The organism is Paenibacillus sp. lzh-N1 (genome assembly GCF_002872435.1).
Classification (GTDB): Bacteria; Bacillota; Bacilli; order Paenibacillales; family Paenibacillaceae; genus Paenibacillus; species Paenibacillus polymyxa_C.
The window spans coordinates 4,691,633-4,714,401 of record NZ_CP025696.1; the positions used below are offsets into that span (position 1 = coordinate 4,691,633).

General features: G+C 45.8%; 17 protein-coding genes and 1 pseudogene. 9 read left to right on the top strand and 9 right to left on the bottom strand.

What is annotated here, in order from left to right:
• Positions 1-44: 44 nt before the first annotated feature.
• Positions 45-2,735, bottom strand: a pseudogene (locus C0638_RS20860) (glycosyl hydrolase 115 family protein); the annotation flags it as partial.
• A 256-nt stretch (positions 2,736-2,991) separates the two neighbouring features.
• Between C0638_RS20860 and C0638_RS20865 the strand changes: the two are divergent.
• Entirely contained in the window at positions 2,992-3,807 is an 816-nt protein-coding gene (locus tag C0638_RS20865; RefSeq protein ID WP_058712353.1) for an AraC family transcriptional regulator, read from the top strand.
• 98 nt (positions 3,808-3,905) lie between these two features.
• A complete protein-coding gene (locus C0638_RS20870) occupies positions 3,906-4,760 on the top strand; it encodes an SDR family oxidoreductase (RefSeq protein WP_058712354.1) in 855 nt (284 codons plus the stop codon).
• Positions 4,761-4,946: 186 nt separating this feature from the next.
• On the opposite strand, the gene C0638_RS20875 is transcribed toward C0638_RS20870, so the two are convergent.
• A complete protein-coding gene (locus tag C0638_RS20875; RefSeq protein WP_013371163.1) occupies positions 4,947-5,600 on the bottom strand; it encodes a GntR family transcriptional regulator in 654 nt (217 codons plus the stop codon).
• A 158-nt stretch (positions 5,601-5,758) separates the two neighbouring features.
• Between C0638_RS20875 and uxuA the strand changes: the two genes are divergently transcribed.
• The 6 genes from uxuA to C0638_RS20905 all read left to right on the top strand — a co-directional run bounded on the left by uxuA (position 5,759) and on the right by C0638_RS20905 (position 13,350).
• Positions 5,759-6,838, top strand: coding sequence for a mannonate dehydratase (gene uxuA, locus C0638_RS20880; RefSeq protein ID WP_025678345.1), 1,080 nt, complete (start codon positions 5,759-5,761; stop codon positions 6,836-6,838).
• Positions 6,839-8,446 carry a mannitol dehydrogenase family protein gene (locus C0638_RS20885; RefSeq protein ID WP_058712355.1) on the top strand — a complete coding sequence of 536 codons (1,608 nt, stop codon included), beginning with the start codon at positions 6,839-6,841 and terminating at the stop codon, positions 8,444-8,446.
• Between the two features lie 362 nt (positions 8,447-8,808).
• Complete coding sequence (locus C0638_RS20890) at positions 8,809-10,017, top strand: MFS transporter (RefSeq protein WP_058712356.1); 1,209 nt, start codon at positions 8,809-8,811, stop codon at positions 10,015-10,017.
• Positions 10,018-10,239: 222 nt separating this feature from the next.
• Positions 10,240-11,508: an aspartate aminotransferase family protein gene (locus C0638_RS20895; protein ID WP_439097955.1), complete on the top strand. Its 1,269-nt coding sequence runs from the start codon at positions 10,240-10,242 to the stop codon at positions 11,506-11,508.
• A gap of 34 nt (positions 11,509-11,542) precedes the next feature.
• The gene (gene gutB1 / locus C0638_RS20900; protein ID WP_040101345.1) at positions 11,543-12,592 is read left to right on the top strand and encodes a 2-amino-2-deoxy-D-mannitol dehydrogenase GutB1; all 1,050 of its coding nucleotides are present in this window, start codon (positions 11,543-11,545) and stop codon (positions 12,590-12,592) included.
• 29 nt (positions 12,593-12,621) lie between these two features.
• Positions 12,622-13,350, top strand: a complete 729-nt coding sequence (locus C0638_RS20905; RefSeq protein ID WP_025678354.1) for an HAD family hydrolase — start codon at positions 12,622-12,624, stop codon at positions 13,348-13,350.
• A gap of 451 nt (positions 13,351-13,801) precedes the next feature.
• On the opposite strand, the gene C0638_RS20910 is transcribed toward C0638_RS20905, so the two are convergent.
• The 5 genes from C0638_RS20910 to C0638_RS20930 all read right to left on the bottom strand — a co-directional run bounded on the left by C0638_RS20910 (position 13,802) and on the right by C0638_RS20930 (position 18,218).
• Positions 13,802-14,413, bottom strand: coding sequence for a DUF1349 domain-containing protein (locus C0638_RS20910; RefSeq protein WP_013371156.1), 612 nt, complete (start codon positions 14,411-14,413; stop codon positions 13,802-13,804).
• Positions 14,414-14,449: 36 nt separating this feature from the next.
• Positions 14,450-15,004, bottom strand: coding sequence for a GNAT family N-acetyltransferase (locus tag C0638_RS20915; protein WP_058712358.1), 555 nt, complete (start codon positions 15,002-15,004; stop codon positions 14,450-14,452).
• Positions 15,005-15,306: 302 nt separating this feature from the next.
• Positions 15,307-16,224 (bottom strand): D-alanine--D-alanine ligase, encoded by a 918-nt coding sequence (locus C0638_RS20920; protein ID WP_058712359.1) that lies wholly within the window; start codon positions 16,222-16,224, stop codon positions 15,307-15,309.
• 36 nt (positions 16,225-16,260) lie between these two features.
• Entirely contained in the window at positions 16,261-17,772 is a 1,512-nt protein-coding gene (locus C0638_RS20925; protein WP_102163760.1) for an aminotransferase-like domain-containing protein, read from the bottom strand.
• 158 nt (positions 17,773-17,930) lie between these two features.
• Entirely contained in the window at positions 17,931-18,218 is a 288-nt protein-coding gene (locus C0638_RS20930; RefSeq protein WP_013371152.1) for a xenobiotic reductase b, read from the bottom strand.
• An 87-nt stretch (positions 18,219-18,305) separates the two neighbouring features.
• On the opposite strand from C0638_RS20930, the gene C0638_RS20935 reads away from it, so the two are divergent.
• Positions 18,306-19,127, top strand: coding sequence for a helix-turn-helix domain-containing protein (locus tag C0638_RS20935; protein ID WP_058712361.1), 822 nt, complete (start codon positions 18,306-18,308; stop codon positions 19,125-19,127).
• Positions 19,128-19,163: 36 nt separating this feature from the next.
• Here the strand turns inward: C0638_RS20935 and C0638_RS20940 are convergent, their stop codons facing one another.
• The gene (locus tag C0638_RS20940; RefSeq protein ID WP_058712362.1) at positions 19,164-20,168 is read right to left on the bottom strand and encodes an aldo/keto reductase; all 1,005 of its coding nucleotides are present in this window, start codon (positions 20,166-20,168) and stop codon (positions 19,164-19,166) included.
• Between the two features lie 742 nt (positions 20,169-20,910).
• The gene (locus tag C0638_RS20945; protein ID WP_058712363.1) at positions 20,911-22,392 is read right to left on the bottom strand and encodes a glycoside hydrolase family 5 protein; all 1,482 of its coding nucleotides are present in this window, start codon (positions 22,390-22,392) and stop codon (positions 20,911-20,913) included.
• Between the last annotated feature and the right edge of the window lie 377 nt (positions 22,393-22,769).

A 22,769-nucleotide genomic window follows, 5' to 3' on the forward strand; every position in this document is an offset into this window, starting at 1 on the left:
GTAACCAACCTATGATGATGCTGACTGGCAATCGGTCCTAAATTGCACGTTTTTGGCTCATTCGTATATATCACTAACTTGTTAATCGTGACATAAGGATCTACCATATAAATTCTTAAGGCATGTATACCGGAAGCTAGGTAAGGCAGCTCCACTCTTATCTTCTCACCGTTATTAAAAACGGATTCCTGCCAGGTGCCCAGCCACTCGTCACGAGTCTCTGATTCTACCAGAATAGGTGCTGTATCATCGACTCCGATACCGAAACGAATGTTGCCTGTCGAATTTAAAGTAAGAAAACGGTGAATCTCTAAGGTAAACTGCCCAGCCTCTTTCAAAAAAATATCGTATCCTAAATATGGATGATTCTTAAGCTCTCCTCCAAGGGGTCATAGTTCACCGTTCCAGGCCATCATCGCGGCTCCCTCATATCTTCCCATCCCCGGTATGACCACCCAACCAGACTTATCGGTCGAATCTGCACCGGGAACATTATGGTCGTAGGAGGCTGCTGGGATAGACACATATCCGTCTGCCTCTATATGTCCGTAAAACGTTTCAGGAACATTTACACTTTCCTCAACTTGCACCTTTATTGAAACAGAAGTCATATCTTTATGGTTTCGGACGGTCAGTTGTCCAGTCTTTCCAGCATGCTGATGCGGATCAATGACCGAGACAAGAATTCTTTTCTCCGTTTGGATCAATCCTTCACTTTCGGAAAGAATGATCCAATCTTCGCCTTCCATTACCTCAATCGTGAATGGAATAGTCCCGTCCCCCTGGTTTCCAATCTCAAACCATTTTTGTTTTTGACCATGGATGGAAAAGCGCAGTGTGGTTTCTTCATTCCAAAGGTCGATTCTCATGCCACCCTGAGCAATTCTCAATGCGGGCTTTCGCGCAGGATACAAGGCGGTAGGCGGTGGTGGAAAGCTTTCCGGTGTGAGGATTCCATTCCACTTGCCTTCACTCATTTTTGCATTATAAAAATGAAGCATTCTTCGTTTGTAGTCCGCCATTTTTATCGAAAGCTCCACATATTGGTCAGCAGCCTGCATGTTTCCGCGCTCGTAAGAAAGCGTGCTTCTGTCGGCAAAATAAAACTCATGGTTGGTATAATATGACGCGTGAATTTTCATGAGAAACATCTGGAAAAATGCAGCCCGCTCCTGGACCGGAAGGCTATACATTATGGCATTGCCTCGACGAAAAATATCCTCCAGCCGCATTAATCTGCGCCCTGCTTCATCACCTAATACAGTTTGTGAAAACACATTGGATTGCATATGTTCGATCTTTCGTACATTAGTGACCTGTGCAAATGTTTCATATAATTCCGCAGCTTCAGGTCCGTGGTTGCCGGAAAAATTGGCGTTTATCCAAGATTCGACGAATTGGGATGCATTCTTGGTCATTCCTTCCTCTTTGCCGGCTTCCCAGCCAGATCGCAAAAAGAATTCCATATCCTGTTCAAGGGGCTTCAACCCACCAACATTCAGAATCCACAATTTTCGAATTCCCGATTCATACGATTTTTTCAATTCATTCTCTGTATGGGCCAATGGAATTGAATTGATAAAGAGATAGCTCATCCCCGTTCCTGGAGCTGCCCAGTAAGAGTTGTGATAATACAAACCGTTGCCTCCACTGCGTTGACGTTCCTTCTCATTCGGGTATCGGCGCATATGCCCAAAGTTGTCGTTTGCCCAAATGAGAGTCACACCTTCAGGTATATCAAGACCTCGGTCATATAGCTCTAGTACTTCTTTGTACGGGATAAATGTCTGTAGTGAAGCATTTTCTTTTGATTCGCCGATCACGTCCTTGAGAATTTGCTTTTGATCTTGTATGACCTTTCCTAGCAGAGAACACTTGGCTTCTGCCCGTTCTTCCTTAGTCATGGAATTGTCCTCATCAATGGCCTGCGTATAAAATCCCGAATCATGGATTCCACGCATGCCAACCGTATAACACACTTCGTAATTTTTATTCTTCTCGACACTTTCCCGCCAATACTCCTGTAGAATCTCGCGATTTCGGCCTTCGATGGAATAATCGTATGAGGCGTCGTCATAACCCTTGGCTGCAAGCCATGGCTCCCATTCATTCTGGTTGCTGCGAAGCAACATATCGCAATGCGACGTGCCTACAACAATCCCCATTTTTTCAGCGAGTGCTCCATTTTCGGGATTCTCATTAAAATAATTCACATGCATGGCAGGCCAGATGAAATTGGCCTTCAGTCGAAGTAAAAGTTCGAAAATGGATTGATACGCGGCAGGCCCGATGGTGCCATCTTGCGTATGAATCTTGGCCCAGTCATCAAGCTCTTCCTCATCATTCAGGAAAATTCCCCGGTACTGAACCGCTGGCCAATCTACTTTGGAGTAGTCCAAAGGCAGACAAAGTACATCGTAGGTTTTCACCGGTACATCCGCCCAGTAATACCACGGAGACACACCCATTGCCTCGCACAAGTCATAGATTCCGAAGATGGTACCGCGCCTGTCGGTTCCTATGATATATAAGACACCGTCAATGACTTCCTGAAGAAACGCTTCCCACCGATATGAGCCATCCTCCAGCGCTAGTTTTTTCAGCGATACCCCTTTTTCTTGCAGATAAGCGAGTAACGGCTCATTGTCTGTGATCGTGCCGATCACGATGCTGCTTTGATCCATTTCTTTTGCTCGCAATAGCTTACAACCGCAAACCCAATCAATATCTCGCATAAGATTGCAAAAGGCAAGATGCACCGCGCTGTTTTCCGTTTCGGAAACAAAAACAGGCACCGTGTGATTTCTTTTCAACAGTTCAAATTCATTCTGGGTTCCTTGGTGTGATTTCAAGTGTCTAACCTCCTCATGTGGTCCATTCGGAAGAAAATCTGGTAGCTAAACTATACCTGAATACCAAGCAATAATCTTTTAATATGTTGCCGAATTATCGATTTGTTATATTATATTGCTATAGGATGGAGGTTGAGCGATGATTGCTGATGTAAGTCATATGCATCCCCTATTTTCAATCGAGTATGTCGTCCATGATGCAGACCACAACATGACCAATTTTCATTATCACGATGCATATGAACTTTATTTTCTAGAAAAAGGATACCATCAGATTTTGATCCAGGACTCCATCTATGACATTGAGCTGCATGATGTTGCACTGTTCAAACCAAATTTGTTCCATAGAAGCTACCAAAATCAAGGCTGTGCCAGAACATGTGTCTATTTCACGGAGCGTTTCTTGCGATTATATTTTACGGAGCGGGCGATAAAATCTTTATTAGGCTGCTTTAACACAGAAATCATCATCTCTTTGAACCAAGAAGTGTTTGCGAAAGTGAAAAGGCTATTGAAATCCCTGGAGAAAGAAAACGTCTCGGGTGAGAGTGATCGTATTTTTATACTTTTAGCTGAACTGTTATCACTATTAAATAATAATAAGGATTCCCAAACCGTGGAGCAGCAGTCTTCCAAGTATGCTAACTTTGGACCTATTCTGTCGTACATCAACCAAAACTATAACAAAATCACTAAAATCGAAGATATTGCAAAGTCGTTTTACATGTCCAAATATTATTTGTGTCATCGTTTTAAAGAAGTCACGGGACTTACGGTTATTCAATATTTAAATAATATTAAGATTCAACATGCTTGCAACTTGCTGATCAATACAAAGTTAACGATACTCGAGATTGGTAACGAATGTGGCTTCAACTCGTCCATGTATTTTTGTAAGATCTTTAAACAAACGATATTCATGACACCTAGCGAATTTAGAAAGAAAGCTAGATAAGATCATCTGTTATCGTTTTAGACTAAAATTCATGACAGCTTGTAGGACGCGTATAAGCGTAATACGGGCTTATCTTCCAACGAAAAGAGGAATGTAAATTGACTAGTCTTCCCCTGCATCCGGCTTTGTCCGGAAAAACAGTTGTGGTAACCGGCGGTTCCGGCGTGTTGTGCAGCTCCATGGCCAAGGAGCTTGCCCGCCAGGGTGCCAAGGTCGCCATTTTGAACCGTACTGCTGATAAGGGCGAATGGATAGCAAAGGAAATTTGTGAAAGCGGCGGAGAATCCATCGCGGTTGCCTGCGATGTGACCGATGTCGAAAGCGTGAAGCAGGCTGAGGAGAGGGTCCGCCGCCTGCTCGGTCCGTGCGATATTCTAATCAATGGAGCAGGCGGCAACCACCCCAGTGCGAATACGAGTCTGGAGACGTTTCATCCTGAAGATCTGAACCAGCCTGGAATCACTACCTTTTTCGATCTCAGTGTGCCTGGCTTCCGCAATGTACTTGATTTAAATTTTATCGGGACTTTAATCCCAACACAGATTTTTTCCAAAAGCATGATCGGGCGACCCGGCGCTGTGGTCCTTAACATATCCTCCATGAGCGCTCCCAGCCCGATGACCAAGGTTCCCGCCTACAGCGCTGCCAAGGCCGCCATCAACAACTTCACCCAGTGGCTGGCCGTACATCTAGCCGAATCCGGCATTCGGGTGAATGCCATTGCCCCCGGATTTTTCCTGACAGAGCAGAACCGACAATTGCTCACCAACGAGGACGGCTCGCTTACCGAGCGCTCGGCCAAGATTATTGCCCACACCCCAATGCGCCGTTTCGGTGAACCTGAAGACCTCCTCGGAACGCTACTTTGGCTGGTCGATGAAACCGCTTCCGGTTTTGTGACAGGTGCAGTCATTCCTATCGATGGTGGTTTCATGGCCTATTCGGGGGTATAGAATCTTCATTTTCCAGCCCTTGCCCTTCTATTTTACAATTGCGAAGCGGCAAGGGGCTTAGTGTGTCAACAACGCCCTATCTTGTATACAAGATCTCGAATTCCTATGAAAATCCTTCAATTCCAACCACCACTTGACGGCAAACAACTAAACTCATAAGCAAAAAATGAATAACACACACCAGCATTATTTCTTGATATAGTCAGCGAACTGCCGGAGAAATTCGAGAGAATGTATATCCTTTCTGAGATGATGGTGAACCAGATCATCCATTTTGCTCGTTTCCTGATTCAACATATATTCAAGCATGGTTTGGTGCTCATGCCAGATTTCCATCAGCTTCCCTGCTTGCAGCATATGCAGCTTGCGATATCTGATATAATGAACATTTGATTGCTGAATTAGCTGCCAAAGAAATTCTCGGCCTACCAATTGGAACATAGTTTGGTGGAACTGATCGTCCAAAATGAGAAATTGATCCGTAGCATGATCTTCATCAATGACAGCCCTCTGTCTGTCCAGAATTTCGCTCAGCTTCTGTATATCGCTTAATGCAAATTGCGTAGAAAGCTCCTTCATAATCTCTTTTTCCACTGCGCTTCTCAGGTAGCTCATTTGTTCTACGGACTCCAGATCGATATAAGAGACAACGTTCCCCTTTTTGGGATAAATATCAATATAAGATTCTAGTGCAAGCTGCTTCAATACATCGCGCAGCGGAGTTCTGGACAACTGGAAGCGTTCTGACAAGGTCGTCTCGCTGAGCAGAGTACCAGGCTTTAAGATCATCGACAAAATATCATTTTTCAAAAGCTGCTTGATTTCTTCCTTTGTAAACATATCATTCCTGCCTTCACTTTATAAATCTAGACTTATTATAAAACATTTTGATGTGTTGAACCCCTCTAAAATTGTCATTGACAAGGGCAAACTTTGTACTTTATGATCAAACCGATCTTGTATACAAGATTGCCAATAAAATCAGGGAGGGTATCTTTATGAACATGACCTGGAGATGGTATGGAGAAGGCAACGACAATATTACACTGGATCATATCCGGCAAATTCCGGGAGTTATGGGTATTGTCTGGTCTTTACATGATAAGGTAGCGGGTGAAGTATGGGAAATGGAACGAATTGAGAAGGTAGCTGAGCAGATCACAAGCAAGGGCTTTAGTACGGCGGTCGTAGAAAGTGTAAATGTCCACGATGATATCAAAATCGGCCTCCCATCCCGCGATCAATATATTGACATTTATATTGACACCATTCGCAAATTAGCCAAGGTGGGAGTCAAGGTGATTTGCTATAACTTTATGCCTATCTTTGACTGGACCAGAACAGAGTTGTATAAAGAACTACCTGATGGATCTAACGCTCTGTTTTATGAAAAGGCTGCCATTACCGATAATCCCCGCCAAATGGTGGATCGGATTCTCAAGGGAGCAGGGAAGTTCACGATGCCAGGCTGGGAACCGGAGCGGTTGGCGAGACTAGATGAACTATTTGCTGCTTATGCGGAAGTCACTGAAGACAAGCTGTTTGACAATCTAAAGTATTTTCTTGAGCGCATTATCCCCGTCTGCGAGGAGGTTGACATCAAGATGGCCATTCATCCTGATGATCCGGCATGGCCCATCTTCGGGTTACCGAGAATTGTTCGGAGTCGTGAGACCATCCGGCGTATCCTGGATGCAGTGAACAGTCCATATAATGGTCTAACCTTCTGCACAGGCTCACTGGGGACTAATCTTGAGAATGATTTGCCGGCTATGATTCGGGAATTTCATGATCGTATTCATTTTGCGCATATCCGTAATGTTAAGGTGTTCGAAAATGGCGACTTTATTGAAGTGTCACACCGTGGAAAGGACGGAAGCGTCAATGTACCGGAAGTAGTTAGAGCTTATCACGAGAACGGCTATCAGGGATATGTGCGCCCAGACCATGGCAGACATCTATGGGGAGAAGAAAAGAATTGTCGGCCAGGCTACGGTTTGTATGACCGTGCACTGGGAGTTATGTACTTGCTGGGTGTCTGGGATAGTCTGGCTCAAAACAACAAGGGAGTGAAATAGATGCTCCAGCTTAACCGGAAAAGCCTTTTAGACAGGACGGCCTGGGAAGCAGCAGGTATTGAACTGCCAAAATATGATTTGGAGCTTGTAGCCCATAATACCCGAGTTAGACCGCAATGGGTGCATTTCGGCGCAGGCAATATTTTTCGGGGGTTCGTAGCCAATGCACAGCAACAGCTGCTGAATAGTTTGAAAGCGGATACAGGTATAATTGCGGCCGAAGCCTTTGATTTTGAAATGATCGACAAAGCCTATAAGCCTTACGACAATCTAACCCTACTGGTGTCGATGAGTGCAGACGGAAGATTTTGCAAGAGTGTGGTCGCAAGCATCGTTGAAGGTCTCGCAGCAGAGCAGAATCGTCCAGACGATTACCTCCGTCTGATTGAAATATTTGAAAATCCGACTCTGCAAATGGCCAGCTTCACTGTCACGGAAAAAGGATACGTCCTCACCGGGCCCGACGGTAAGTATCTGGCTGTTGTAGAGAGGGATTTAGCGAATGGTCCTGAACAGCCGGTGCATGTGATGAGCATAGCTACTTCGCTTGTCTATCAGCGTTACCTGAAGGGACAGCTTCCAATGACCTTTGTAAGCATGGATAATTGCTCCCATAACGGCGATCTGTTAAAGGATAGTATGATTACTATCGCCAAGGAGTGGACACGCAGAAGCCTGGTAGAGAAAGGATTTGTAGACTATCTGCAGAATGAGGAGAAAATAACCTTCCCGCTGACTATGATTGATAAAATCACCCCCCGCCCTTCCTTACAGGTACAGTCTGCTCTTCGGGAGCTGGGGTTGGCCGACATGGAGATGATCGTTACCACCAGGCGTACGTATACGGCCCCCTTTGTCAATGCTGAGGTTAGCGAGTATTTGGTCATTGAAGACAAGTTTACAAACGGGAGACCTGCCCTAGAGGAAGCTGGCATCATCTTCACGGATCGGGATACGGTGGACAAAGTGGAGAAGATGAAAGTGACTACCTGTCTCAATCCGCTACATACAGCGCTGGCCCTCTCCGGGTGTCTACTCGGGTATCAACTCATTGCAGATGAAATGAAGGATCACACCTTGCGTCGTCTGGTGGAAACCATCGGCTACAAGGAAGGCTTGCCTGTTGTGGTTGATCCCGGAATTATCCAACCGAAAGCATTCATTGACGAGGTATTGCAGGAACGCTTCGCCAATCCCTATATTCCGGATGCACCACAGCGGATTGCAACAGATACCTCTCAAAAGATGAGCATCCGTTTTGGGGAAACCATAAAGTCTTATGTTAGCACAGTAGGGCTTGATCCTGCCAACTTGACTGCTATTCCCTTGTCCATTGCGATTTGGTGTCGTTATTTGCTGGGGGTTGATGATCAAGGTGCTCCCTTCTCACTCAGTCCGGACCCGTTACTGGATACATTGCAGGGGTATTTGCAGAGTACGAAGCTAGGCGATCAGACCTCCGAAATTCGCTACCTCCTTGAGGATGAAAAACTGTTCGGCGTCCGATTATATGAGATTGGTCTGGGCGACAAGATTGAAGCCATGTTTCATGAAATGCTGGCAGGTCCCGGAGCAGTCCGAAGTACGATAGAGAAGTATATGAATTAGAACTTATATTAAAGCAATCCCCCTGCTACGAAACTTTGGTCAGGGGGATTTGTAATTCTCATAACGACCGCAACTTTTCCTGCCAAACGTATGAAAGATCCCTCCAATGTTTTTAATCAACCGTTCATCTGAAGGATGGACCAACCTCTAAATCAAAGTCAATTGTACGAAAGTATATAGTGCCTTCAAGATAAAACTGATGTGTATCACGTTGATAAGGAGCATGACGCATATTATTAAGAGTCTATCGATTTATTTTTACAATTTCTGTGGAATTATATATATACATTTCCAGAGTGATGGTATATTCTAGTAAAAACAATGCTCATATAAAAAAATATGACCTTATGGAGGGACAGGCCTTGAAGAGACTTTTTGCTTTAAGTTGTGCTTTCTATCTGTTAATCGGCGTCACCAGCGTCGTGCTGGGGGCATTACTGCCGACTTTGCTGCCTCACTATGGACGGGGATACAGCGATGGTGGATTACTGCTGTTCTTGCAGTTTTTCGGCTTTCTTGTCGGCGTTCTACTCACTCCCTTCATGGCTCTACATATGGGCCGCAAGTCCATGCTTGCTATTGCCTTGGGGAGTATTGTCATCGCATGTACTATCTTGGGTGTACTGCCCTCATGGAATTGGGTCATCGTAATGGCAATCTGCATTGGCTTCGGCTCAGGCATTATTGAATCATCCATCGGAGCGTTTACAATTGAGTTTACGGAGGAGCAAAAAGCCGTGGCCATGTCCAAGCTGGATGTCTATTTTGCACTTGGTGCACTGCTTATGCCTGCCATCGTTAGCCTATATATCTGGTTTGGAATATGGAATCTAACTTTTTACACCATCTCCTTTCTTACTTTTATCCTGTTGCTATTTTGGCTTACCATGCCTGTTTCAGCCTCCACTCACCTCACACAAGCAGACATCCGCACTACTGAGCGTTCAGTTGAACAAGCTCGTTACTCAGGACAGCACCGTGTATTGCTAGGAATCTTCATTATTTTCTTCTTTGTTTATATGGGTCTTGAACTGGGGCTCATGAACTTCCTACCTTCTATTCTGACAGAAACGCTACAACTTCAGGGATCTGTTGCCTCGCTAGGTGTCAGCGTGCTTTGGATTGCAATGATCATTGGTCGTATGTTCTCAGGAAAGGTTGCAGAATCAGCAGGATATATTCCTTATCTGTTATGGAGTGCAATTGGAACTTTCTGTTTTCTGGTTGCCATGGTGTTTATATCCAGCCAATGGGTTACATACCTTCTCATTTTTGGTGCAGGCATATTCATGTCTGGCCTCTTCTGTATCGCGCTTGTCTACGCCAACGTAATGATTCCAGGAATGACCGAACGGACGACCAGCATTCTGATTGCGTCAGGCGGAATTGGCGGATCGGTGCTTCAATATGTTATTGGCTGGAGCATGAGCGAATGGCCGGTGGCGGCTAGCCTCTGGATTTTAGGAGGGTTTACTCTGATTTTGCTGCTGGCACTTATTCTCACGCATCTGTGGAACAATCGGGGTAGCCGAGTAGTTGATTCACTTGCCCATCAGAGCAAGGAAGGATGACATCGCTTAGTTCTTAGGGGAGGTGAGGCCTATCGCATTTTTGCTTTTCGGGCTGATTCTGTTACTGCGGTTATCTCTCATATCTGTGAAATCGCAGAAGCACCAGATTGTGCTCCCTTGCCCATGAGGGCAAGGAAGATAAACTTCTTATTTTGGGGAGGTGAGTTCAGCCGCGTGATGCTCTAATAGGGTGGTACACTTTTATAAGATGACTTAATAAGAATGTATATTCTGATATGGAGGGGAAATATCGTGCATACGTTAACCAAAGAACGTTTCAGATATGGTAAAGGCATTACTCTGATTGACGATTCGGGCAAGGAGTATTTGGATGGCGTATCCGGCACCTTCAACTTGTCGCTCGGTTATAACCACCCTCATGTCGTCGCAAAAGTACAGGAGCAGGTCGGCAATCTTGCTCACATGTCTTCGTCTTTTACAGAGCCTTATGTCGAAGAAGTCCTAGATCATCTAATCCAGTACGCCCCGAACGGTATCGACGCTGGGTGGATGAGAGATATTACCGGCTCAACAGCGAACGAATGTGCTGTGAAACTGGCCCAGAAATATACCGGAGCTACTGATATCATCAGCTTGCATCTGTCACATCATGGACAAACCCAATTCGCAACAGGCATTTCCGGCAATGCCTTCCGCCGCAAGAATTTTCCCAATTCAACTGCAGCAAACTCTCTGCATGTGCCTGCCCCCTACTGCTATCGCTGTCCCTTTAATTCTTCACCAGACAAGTGTGGTCATCATTGTATTGACGCCATATCGGACGCGATTGAATATGCAAGCTCAGGGTCTGTGGCCTGCATGATTATCGAACCCATTCTGGGCAACGGAGGTAATATCATCCCGCCTGCAGGGTATTTCAAGCGCCTCCGTCAGTTATGCGACGAGCACGGGATGATTCTGATTGCTGACGAAGTGCAGACTGGTATTGGGCGGACAGGCTACATGTTCGCAAGTGAACTGTTTGACATCCAGCCGGATATTATTACTCTCGCCAAGGGTCTGGGCGGTATTGGTGTCCCGGTTGCGGCGGTTTTGATGCAGTCTCGTCTCGATGTCCTGGAGAAGCACGAGCATTCCTTTACCTCGGGTAGCAATCTGATCTCGGTCACGGCGGCCAAATCCACGCTGGAGGTTGTAACCGAACCCGGTTTTCTGGAAGCCGTACGGTCCAAAGGTAGCCTGCTCGGATCCCTGCTGACCGAGATGGCCGACAAGCATGATTGCATTGGTGAGGCTCGCGGTGTCGGACTGATGTGGGGACTGGAAATTGTAGACGAGGACGATGCCCCGGATGCAGTGAAAAGCAATGGAATTATCGATCGTGCATTTGAGGAACAGCAATTAATTCTCAGAGGTTCCCGTTACGGTTATGGCAATGTGGTCAAAGTGAGACCTTCTCTCACAGCTACAGAAGATGAGATTGTCGAAATTGTTAAACGGCTTGATGCCGTTCTTTCTACCATTCACTAACGATCTGCCCAATAGGCAAAAGGAGGAATTATTCATGCTTGCACTAGTATACAAATCAGCTTGGGATGTCGCACTTGAGGAAAGACCGATCCCGGAGATTAAAAAGGATAACGATGTACTCGTCCGGATTCGGGCGACAGGCGTATGCGGTACGGATCTAGGTATCATTAGTGGCAAATATCATGCCGTGCCGTCCACGATCTTGGGTCACGAGTCAGCCGGGGATGTTGTCGCTGTTGGATCAGCCGTCAGTTCACTCAAGCCTGGGGACCGGGTGGTGATTGATCCAACATACTACTGCGGTCAATGTGAAATGTGCCGGACAGGAAGACAAAATCATTGTACACACAAATCCGTAACAGAGACCGGAGTCAGCGCCGACGGTACGTTCACCGATTATTATGTGACTGAGGACCGTTTTTTGTACAAGCTGAAGGATCATATCAGCTACGAAGAAGCGACGCTGACCGAACCGCTGAGCTGTATGCTAACCGGGATCAACCAGATTAACCTGCTGCCGAACTTCACCACTGTTATTATAGGCGCAGGTCCAATCGGGATTCTGTACAGCTATGCTCTTGCTTCGAAAGGAGTAACTGGTTGCCTCGTTGACATCTCGGAGGAGCGGCTCGCCATAGCGGATTCCATTGCCCCCGAACGGTGGTCCGCGCATGCCACGCTGGAAGCGGCCATTCATAAGCTGGCTCCGGAAAAAAATCAGGTGGACATGATTGTGGATACCACAGGAGTGGTCGGCACTGAGGTACTAAGCCAGCTTGCGAGCGGCGGGTATTTGATGCTGGTAGGGCTGAGAGATGGTGTAAGCTCGTTTAATCCGAAAGAGGTAGTTGACCGTAGCCTTAAAATCATCGGCTCGATTGATTCTCTGGGCACGTTCTCCACGGCACATTACCTGATTGAGCAGCAAATCATTCCTGCCAAAAAAATCATAACCCACTCGTATCCGCTTGATGACTTCCATGAAGCCTTTAAGACACTTGGATGCAATATCAGTGAGCGGACACTTCAGCCTTCATCCCAGGCAATCAAGATTGTGCTACAATCGAATGGCTCCGGCAACTAAATTAGCCACTTACAAGGGGGAGAATGGACATGACGAGCATCCATCATGTTACACCGACGAATCATGAATGCACAGGAGATCTATCAGCGTCCGTTCCGGTCAAAGCGGTCATTTTCGACATGGATGGGGTGTTGGTAGACAGCGAACCGATTTATTTTGAGGTTGAACGCAGCTCCTTTGCCCATTTCGGTGCACCCATGACGGAAGAAGAGCATCACACCTATGTTGGAGTGACACTCGAATCCATGTGGCGTCAAGTGCTGGACAGGCATCAACTTACTAATACATTGGAAGAGGCACTTGCCTATCACCGAAAAAATGTGATGCAGACCATAACAGCATATGAGGGCCTGATGGCGATCGACGGACTGGAACGGTGGCTGGACTGGCTACGGGAAAAAGGAATTCCGATTGCAGTAGCCTCTTCCTCTCCGCGGTCGCTGATTGATCTCATTATGGAAAAAACGGGACTTGGCCGTTACTTTGATATTCGAATCACTGGAGAAGAGGTATCCCAGGGTAAACCGGCACCAGACATCTTCCTATATGCCGCCGAACTACTTGGCATAGCCCCGGACCATTGTATTGTTATTGAGGATTCACGAAATGGTGTTCATGCAGCCAAGAGTGCTGGTATGCGCTGCATTGGTTTACACAACCCAGGCTCGGGCCAGCAGGATTTATCCAAGGCAGATCACCGTATTTCCAGCTATGATGACCTGTGGGCGCTTAAAGAGAGCTTGCCATTCGGGGAATAGTTATCTGCCAAGAGAAGGACCGTAAGATGCTGGTAGGCATAACTCCTCTATAAATATATTAAACCGCTGATCTTTAAAATGGATGAGAAGAGATATAATTATGCCCCATAGAATACACAGTAGAGTATGTCATTTAGACTACCCTGTGTGTACTCTATGGGGCGTGCTTTACATCAAATATTTTTCAACCTCATGTCTGTTGCGTAAAAAACTGAACTTAGGAAAGACAAAATCGGAGTTTTTAGAGTATGTATTTTATTGTATCAAGTAGTAGTTTTCCGCTTTGGTCTTCCTTATCAGTCCCGGATTTCACACCAAAATACACATCTTCCCTTTTGGGTCCATTACAATATATTTTATTATGAGACACCTACTCTTAATCATTATTTTATGTGCATATAAGCTAGTTTATCGTATCTCATATTGCTGTGCTCAGCTGTGCATTCGTTCTTCAATGATGTTCTACAGGAGGATCACTATGAAGGTCTTGGTCCCGCTCTGTAAAGTGCCAGCGAGTAAAGGTAACCTCAAAGCCCTCACGGGTTGGCGAACAGGTATATGGACCTGCCTGATTTCCAGTGGTGTAGGGAAAACGCGCCACACGAATCGTTCGCCATCCATGATTCTCCGTCCGTGCGCGAATGACCACAGCATCCTTGATGATGGAAGCGCGGAGGGTGACTTCTTCACCAACCCACTCCGGCACAGCCGCAAGCGACCAGTCAGAATACCCAGCGGTTACGACTGTGGAAAGCTGAGGAATGCCATCATTGATTTCTATCCCCGCTTTAATCCATTGCTCGGGGCCATGGTATAACAAAATACCTGCCTGATCATAAAGCTCCGTAAAGGATGCGAGTTGAAACGATACTTCCACCGCCGTGTTATTATTCCAATCCGATAATAAAGCGGACCCATCTTCAAATTCAAAACCATATAATGTCTTTTTCCAAAAATCTCTTCCCTTTTCAGGCGCAACCTTAAGGAAATCTCCTTCTTTCCGGGCATATAGAGGTGAATTGATCCAATTCCCTTCCTCCCATTCCATTCTCTTTTTAGTCATCTTTTTGTCCTCCTTTATTCAAATAAATTTGTCGTTCTAATCAAACATCAGATACCAATAGATCGCGATCTCGTCACTTTCTTTATCTAGGCCTCTGTAGACGTAGGAGTCGAATCCACCGATCACAAAACCGCAACTTTCATAGAATTTACAAGCGCGAACATTATTACTTTGTGTCTCCAGCATGATTCCTGGCATTCCGCCATCCTTCCCCCAGCGTTTAGCCTGTTCGATTAGTTCCTTACCGATACCGAAGCTTCTATATAGCTTGTCGACTTTGATATCTTCCACATATGCATACTTATTCCAATTCCTTTTCAGAACAATTTGACCTACGACTTGATTATTTACGAGCGCTAAATATATGATCTGATCGGGATTGTCGATATAATTCGAATAATCCTCAACTGTGTCTTCCTCAAACTGATCATCATCGTAGCTTTTTTTACTAATAGGCCTCTCCTTCACCGTATATTCGATTTGCTGTCCCGTTAATTGCAAAACAAGGGTAGAATCCACGATAAAGCTACCATCAATGTTAGTGCTACACTCACCGTCCTCAGCCTTCACTTTTCTGATTAAAATATTCATTTTCGTATTCGTTCTCCTACAGTTTTATAAGGTGCGAATAGAGATGTGAACACCTCCCCCATCTTGAAGCAAAATCAAGTTGCATTAATGCTGCAACATCCTTCAAATCTACATCAGTTTAACGCTGTTCCGTTCTAACCATTATAACAATATTTCGCCATTTTCTGTCTAATCCCTTTACTTTATAGACCATTAAATTCTCTTTAGGATGAACAAAAAGTCTTCCGATGTTCTCTCAGATGAAAGCTTCCGTATCAAGGTATTCTAGCTGGTCTAATCCATCAAACATGTTAAACCTTCTCTCATTCCCGTTTTCGCTCATGAAGTGAGCTAGTAATAATACGGTCCAGCAGCTGCGTAAAGGTTATGCCTGCTGCAGCTGCACTCTTCGGAAGTAGGCTGTTAGCGGTCATTCCGGGTAAGGTGTTTACCTCCAAAACGTAAGGTACATCCTGGCACAAAATCATATCGATCCTTGCATACACCTTGCACTGCAGCAGCCGATAGCTGGCAAGCGCCGTCTCGCGCACACGCTGCTCAATAACGGGAGGAAGCTGGATCACCTTCTCCTCAGCACCGCCGGTCTCATATTTCGCTTTATAGTCGAACCATTCAGAATGGGCAGAGCGAATCCTGATAATCGGTAATACCTCGCCATCCACAATTGAGCAGGTAAGCTCCGTCCCTTGAATAAAAGGCTCAACCAAAATCGTCTGATCCAAAGCACAAGCCTTCTGAATAGCCGAGTGAAGCTCCTTCTCATTATGCACAAGCTGGATGCCGATGCTGGATCCTCCCATATTCGGCTTCACAATAACGGGATAACCCAACTGCTCTACCGCTTGCTGATCATAATCGCCCATTCCCTGCCAGCAGAGGCCTGCAGGCGTAAGCACCCCTGCCGACTTCAGCAGCATCTTGGACAGCTGCTTATTCATGCACAGGCCGCTTGCCAGAACACCGCTCCCTGTATAGGGAATGCCCAGTGTTTCCAGCGCTCCCTGCACCGTGCCGTCTTCGCCATATTGACCATGCAGCGCCAACAACGCAAAATCGATGTCTGTTTGCTGAACCTGTGCGATTAAATCTGCTGGCTGATCGATCACAATTGGAACCACCTCATAGCGGCTGCGATCCAAATGATTCAGCATCTCTTGACCTGTCTGCAGAGAAACCTCACGCTCAGTGGAAGTCCCCCCCATAATAACGCCAATCTTCATCATGACACCCCATTTTCTTAAAAAATCATAGTGCAGTTACGGATTGTTCTTATGACCACATGCCTTATGAAAGTTACGCACCTGTTGGCCTATAATCTGAATTCCCCGCTCGATCTGTTCATCCGTTACTCGGGAAAAGCCAAGCCGCAAAGTATTCGTCCCTTCACCTTCATGTATAAAAAACTTGTCTCCAGGTGTATATATAACACCTTGATCTATGCATGCTTCAAGCAACTGGCGCGTATTTACACCTGCCGGGAAGGTAAGAAACACATGCAAGCCCCCATCGCCAGATAGTTGCGCCTCAGAGAGATGGGTATCACAGCATGCCTTCGTAAGCTCGTATTTGCGCTTATATTCCATACGTGCTCTTTTTACATATTTCTCAAAATTTCCATTGAGCAAATATTGATATAATATCGATTGGTCGATTGTTGAGGTATGAATGGTGCGCGCACGCTTAATGCTTTCTAGAGTGTCAATCAGCGCTCGATCTCCAAGCACCCAGCCTACTCGCAAGCCAGGAAACAGCACCTTGGAGAAGCTGCCAATATAGATGACTCCGTTCCCTCGCCCTGCTGTTGCTATTAATGGCGCAATATGCGCTCCTGAATAGCGAAGCTCCTCATTAAAACCATCCTCAATCACCGGAATCTGATAGCGCATCATTAAATTCATTACAGCGCTGCGCTTTGCCGGCGACATGACAATGCCTGTAGGATTGTGATAGGAAGGAGTCAAATAGGCGAGATCGAAGCTATTTGTCTGCTTCTGCAATACCGCTTCAAGCTGCTCCACATTAATACCATCCCGCTCCATTGGAATGCCGGTAATCTCAAAGCCTTGTAGCTTTAAATTTTTGATCGCTGTGTGATGGGTCGGATTTTCACAAATTACTGTACCGCGGCGCGCTGAAGGGCGAAGTGCCGACAGCACAATATCGAAGCCTTCTGTAAAACCGCTTGTAATCAGTAAATCCTTGCCGCTTATATCGACGCCCTTATTCTCCATATATCTCATCAGGTAATCGATCAGTGGTTTGTAACCCTTGGCATAGCCGTAGTTGAGCAGCACCTGCCCTTCGATTGCCATCCGATCCATAAAGGCTCGCCTTACATCTCCCAGATCAAACAGCTGCTCATCCGGTGCGATGCTTGTAAACGAGATGATTCCTCTTGGGGCGCGAATGCCCTGCTTCATCATATCAAGCTCTGCAGCCGATACAGCGTACTTGCTCATTCTTGTCTTCCAATCAATCTGCCAGGCGAAGGAGGCATCATCCCCTCCATTATCCGCAACCAAACGGTCCACCATAGCGGCCACATAGCTGCCTCTACTCGGTATTGTATACGTAAATCCATCGTCCTCTAGGCCTTCATAGGCTGCAATAACTGTATTGCGACTCACCTTGAGCACACTACTCATTTCTCGTGTGGAGGGTAGCTTCTGATCCTTATGAAACGTCCCTTTTATAATTAAACGTTTAATATATTCTTTTACTTGTATCGCGACCGGACGGTCACCAACGAGCTTAAAATCTTGGAACATTGTTCATCACCCTCCATCTATAATGATGGCATAGGTAACAAAAGAAAAAAAGAACCACCGCTCTGGACTTTTCATCCTTCGATGGTTCTTCCGATTTTATCCCAGCTACGTCCTCATCATATCCGTACCTCCAAATGGTTGGTTACGCAATGATCATCTTATTGACTAATCTCGAAATCCTTAATGGTTGCATCCGGTCTTAAAACTTTATTTTGATCCAGCTCAGATAACGGTTTACCATTTCTAACCTTCTTTATCCAATCATAATTTGCAAGTACGCCTTTCTCCAACGCAATTACGTCAGCAAACCCTTGCCCAATGATTGTGGCAGCCTTATCAGGATCATCAAGCTGGCCATTCGCAATAACTGGTATCCGGTTTTCAATGGATCCACCGTATTCATCTGTTTGACGACTCGTATAGTCCGTAAGGAACTGATCAAGCATTATACTCCTTATAAGTGAACTCATTTCGCAAGTGACTTTCAGGATCTTATATGTCATGATGTACTATTATAGGAGGAAAGCAACCAGATGGATATTTGTTACTGTTATCACGGCAAACAAGTATGTGAACCCAGCTATTCTTGGGGGCCCGGCATCAAAGGACAATACAAAATCATGTTTATCCATGCGGGTAGAGGCGTTTACCAGATTGACGGAAAGACCTTTCATCTTCAGCAAGGCGAAGGCTTTATCGTATACGACAACATTCTTTGTTACATGGAAGCGGACCCAACTGATCCTTGGATTTATTCTTGGATAGCCTTTTCGGGTAACGGGGTTATACCTCTATTCGAGCAGGCGCACATTTCTCCCCTTCATCCCGTATTCAGGTACTCCCCATTGTTTTGGTTTGATTTTTATTTGGATGAATTTTCTGCCTGCGACGTGAACCACAGCACCAGTGAACTACGAAGACAGAGCATTTTGTTCAGGTTACTCGCCGATTGGATCGAAATGTTGGTCGCTACGAGTCAGCTACTGCCCGAGGTACGGCCCAAGGACACCTACATCCGTAAAGCGGTCGAGTTTATTCGAATGAACTATAACCAAAGAGTTACCATTTCCGAGGTCGCACACATAGTTGGGATTGATCGTGTCTATCTGTCCGTCCTTTTCAAGGAAATTCTTAATGTTTCTCCACAACAATACCTGTTGAACCTCCGCATAGACAAAGCAGGCGATCTGCTGGACAATTCGCAGCTGTCCATCACGGAAGTCTCCTATTCTGTTGGTTATAGCGACCCGCTACTGTTCTCCAAAATGTTTAAAAAAGTGAAGGGACTTTCTCCATCACACTTTCGCGCAAGGCTTAAAAGAGACAGCTCAATGGGTCTTTCAAGTCTCGACTGATTTGTTCGTTTAATGAATCGTGTTGTTGCCATGACATTACCAGGGGACATCCCCGATATTATGCATAACTTGGTCGATCTCTTGAAGATCCGCTGCCGATAGCAGTTCCGCGTGTACTGCTTGCACGTTTTCCTCGATTTGACCTACACGGCTTGCACCGATTAGCACCGAATCCACACCTCCTTCGCGCAGCGCCCATGTCAACGCCATTTGCGGCAACGTTTGACCCCGGCGCTTCGCGATCGCCTCCAGCGCACGGAATTTGTTAATCCGCTCCTGAGATATGGCCTCTAGTTTCAACGTGCGCAGGCCTGTTTTAAACTCAGCTTCCAGCTTATCGATGTATTTTCCCGTCAACTGTCCGCGACCAAGCGGGCAGAAAGCCACTGTGCCGGCTCCTACTTCAGTCAGCACGTCCTGCAATCCGTTCTCAATCCACCGGTTCAGCATCGAATACATAGGCTGGTGGACGAGCAGCGGTGTACCAAGGTTTTTAAGGATCGCAGCTGCTTGCTTCGTCTCCTCCGGTCCGTAATTGGATAAACCGACATACAGTGCTTTGCCTGTTTTCACAGCATGAGCAAGCGCTCCCATCGATTCCTCTAAGGGGGTATCACCATCGGGACGATGATGGTAAAAGACATCGACATAGTCTAGTCCCATTCGCTGAAGGCTGCGATCCAAGCTTGCAAGCAGGTTTTTTCTCGATCCCCACTCACCGTACGGTCCAGGCCACATATAGTAGCCAGCTTTTGTTGAAATAAACAGCTCATCCCGATAAGGTGCGAGGTCCTTTTTTAAAACGTGTCCAAAGGTCTCCTCGGCCGATCCGGGAGGCGGTCCGTAATTGTTTGCCAAATCAAAGTGCGAGACACCAAGATCAAAGGCGCGTAGTATCATTGCACGACTATCCTCAAACGGTTTGTCCCCACCGAAATTTTGCCACAAGCCGAGCGAAATGGCCGGGAGCCTGACACCGCTCCGTCCAATCCGCCGATATTTCATTTGTTCGTATCGATTCTCTTGTGCAATATAAGTCACCTGATTTCATCCTTTCTCATTCCTAGCGAAATACTGGCCTCCGACGTGCCCTCTTCTTATTTCTCATTTCACGCCTCCCTCAAGACATGTCATAAAGTTGAGGACCTAACCTTAGGCAGCTCAAGTATATCTAACAATTCTTATGTATTGGAATGTCACTGTGATAAAAGTACATGTCATAATGTTATTAGATAATAGGACAGCTACTAAAATCTTCAATAATGAGAATTTTGCTTTATTCATCATAATCCCCGTCTTCTCTCGTAAATCCGCGATATCATAATGTGAATGATTAGTTAGGGAATAATTGTGTGACACAACAAAGGATGCCTATTTTATAACAAAGAAAAACAACCTTCCTCCAGTCCGAAGACTAAGATAAGGTTGTACTTAAAAGGAGACTTATTGATTCTCTTTAATTACTGAGGTGTTTGGTTTGTAATTCGGTATATGTACCAGCTTTTGTAAGCCTTATATTTCCCAACTACAAAACACAGGTACTTCATGAAGACCATGAGTAATGAGATCATATTATTGACACAATCGGTAATGAGATAAAGCTCTTGTCACTTGGTTTGGGCAAGAGCTTTATCTTGCGTCTTTCCTCTTTAATTTGGCAATGTTTTATGGATCAATCAACTATCACTAGCATCATTTCTCCACTATTCGCAAATAACTTGGTCGAAAGGACAAACCCACAATATAGCGATGAAGTCCCTTAGCAGGAAAAGTTAGGAGTGTATTATTGAAGTGTCACGTTGTCAACGTAAACTGCTGACTTACCGCTGCTGTTCGCCGAGGCAAGAAATTGTACGCCGATTTCCCTAACATCGTCAAGATTGGGTACAGATGCAAGGTTGAACGACAGCGTCGTACCTCCAGAAGAATTAATCTTGACAGCTTTGCCAGCATACCAAGCCCAACCTGATCCTGTCTTGGCATAAATCTTGGCATTGAGTCCGTCACCTGCGGAGTCCCAAGATGCATGTTTGACGGTCGCGCTTAGCGTTGCCTTACCACTAAGGTTGCGGCTTTGTGAGAGAAGCAGGTAGTGCTGGGAATTAGCAGACATGATGATATCCGCTTTAAGAGAATTACTGCCCTTGGATGACCACTCGTTTACGCTCCATGGACCATCGGATATATTCGAACCGGTCCAGCCCTGCGTACTACCCTCGAAGTCATATAATGTGTTTGCGCTACTGCCACCGCAAGCCGCATTCTGCCTCCACTCGGCATACGGAGCGTGCCCGGCTAGAATGCTTTTCAGATAGTTACCTCCTGCTGTGAGACTCCCGTTCGTATTGAAAATACTGGCGCCTTCTGTCTTGTCATTAATCGCCCAGTTGGCCCATGACAGGTTATTCTGGTTCATCCAGTCAAGCCATTGGTTCGTGGAATCGTAATTAATGCCGCCGTCGCCATCCGCGTTAACAAAGCCCATCTCGGTAACAAATAGCGGGATGCCCTTACTCATTGCGTAGTTGGCTTTGTCCCGGAGCGACTGAAAATGAGTTCCAGCGTAAAAGTGCATTGTATAGGCGATATTACTAGAGGATGTAATGGGATCGTTCGCTGCCTGGTCTACATTCTGAGACCAGAATGGCGTACCAACGACAATTAGATTGTCAGAATGTTGACGAATGGCTGGGATAACTTGCTCAGCGTAACTTTTGATTGTCCCCCACGAGACTTGCGTAGGTTCGTTATAGATCTCGAAAATGACGTTATCATAGCTTCCGTATTCCTGCGCCATGCGGCTGAAGAAACTTTTAGCGGAGTTGACGTTGTTGTGCGCGTCATGTGAGTGCCAATCGATAATAACATAGATCCCCTTAGCAATTGCCGCATTGACCACGTCACGAACTTTGGATTCATCGGCCGTGTTATACGGTTTTCCGCTGGGGTCCACGCCATATGCCGCTCTTACGATCTCTACTTGGAATTCATCCACCATCCGATTCACCGTGGCGGTATTCCAAAATGGACCGGACCAGTTGCTCCAGAAGAAGCTCGACCCTTTGACCATCATAGGCCGATTCGTTTTGGAGCCGTTAATCTTGTTTCCACTTGCTTTCATTTCACCGAAATAACTTACAGGGTTTGCGCAGGCAGCTGCAGAAGCGGGCGTTGCAGGTAAGGCCGCTTGAAAAATTAGCGTTAATAAACTGAACAGTAGGATCATGATTAATGGCTTAGTGAATGAATTGAACGACATTTTCATAATTCTCTTCTCCCTTTAATATGGCATGATTACGCGAAAAATTTCGGCAAATAGCCCCGATATTCATCTGCATATCGGCTGGATTCAAGAACAGTGACAGCATTTGTTTGCGAAAACGTTTTCGAAAATGAAATAAAAATGTTAGTGAAACCTCCTGTTCCAATAGATTCAATTAGATTCAACCATTAACATCTTCACGCTTTCCTCAGGTTAACAACATATCGCCCTACGCCTTCCGGGTCACCACCTTCTTTTAAAATCATATCTATTCCAGTTTCCTCCCCTCTGACGCAATATGAGACTTTCCCTTTTGTCCATAACTCGGGAATGAAACAAGAACGAGCAGAAGTGATTCAAGGGACCTTATATTAAGCGCT

Coding starts and splice junctions, on each gene's coding strand:
- C0638_RS20865 (WP_058712353.1), top strand. CDS start 2,992: ATGATTGCTGATGTAAGTCATATGCATCCCCTATTTTCAATCGAGTAT.
- C0638_RS20945 (WP_058712363.1), bottom strand. CDS start 22,392: ATGAAAATGTCGTTCAATTCATTCACTAAGCCATTAATCATGATCCTA.
- C0638_RS20925 (WP_102163760.1), bottom strand. CDS start 17,772: ATGTTCCAAGATTTTAAGCTCGTTGGTGACCGTCCGGTCGCGATACAA.
- C0638_RS20935 (WP_058712361.1), top strand. CDS start 18,306: ATGGATATTTGTTACTGTTATCACGGCAAACAAGTATGTGAACCCAGC.
- C0638_RS20920 (WP_058712359.1), bottom strand. CDS start 16,224: ATGAAGATTGGCGTTATTATGGGGGGGACTTCCACTGAGCGTGAGGTT.
- gutB1 (WP_040101345.1), top strand. CDS start 11,543: ATGCTTGCACTAGTATACAAATCAGCTTGGGATGTCGCACTTGAGGAA.
- C0638_RS20930 (WP_013371152.1), bottom strand. CDS start 18,218: ATGCTTGATCAGTTCCTTACGGACTATACGAGTCGTCAAACAGATGAA.
- uxuA (WP_025678345.1), top strand. CDS start 5,759: ATGAACATGACCTGGAGATGGTATGGAGAAGGCAACGACAATATTACA.
- C0638_RS20910 (WP_013371156.1), bottom strand. CDS start 14,413: ATGACTAAAAAGAGAATGGAATGGGAGGAAGGGAATTGGATCAATTCA.
- C0638_RS20905 (WP_025678354.1), top strand. CDS start 12,622: ATGACGAGCATCCATCATGTTACACCGACGAATCATGAATGCACAGGA.
- C0638_RS20885 (WP_058712355.1), top strand. CDS start 6,839: ATGCTCCAGCTTAACCGGAAAAGCCTTTTAGACAGGACGGCCTGGGAA.
- C0638_RS20875 (WP_013371163.1), bottom strand. CDS start 5,600: ATGTTTACAAAGGAAGAAATCAAGCAGCTTTTGAAAAATGATATTTTG.
- C0638_RS20895 (WP_439097955.1), top strand. CDS start 10,240: ATGTATATTCTGATATGGAGGGGAAATATCGTGCATACGTTAACCAAA.
- C0638_RS20915 (WP_058712358.1), bottom strand. CDS start 15,004: ATGAATATTTTAATCAGAAAAGTGAAGGCTGAGGACGGTGAGTGTAGC.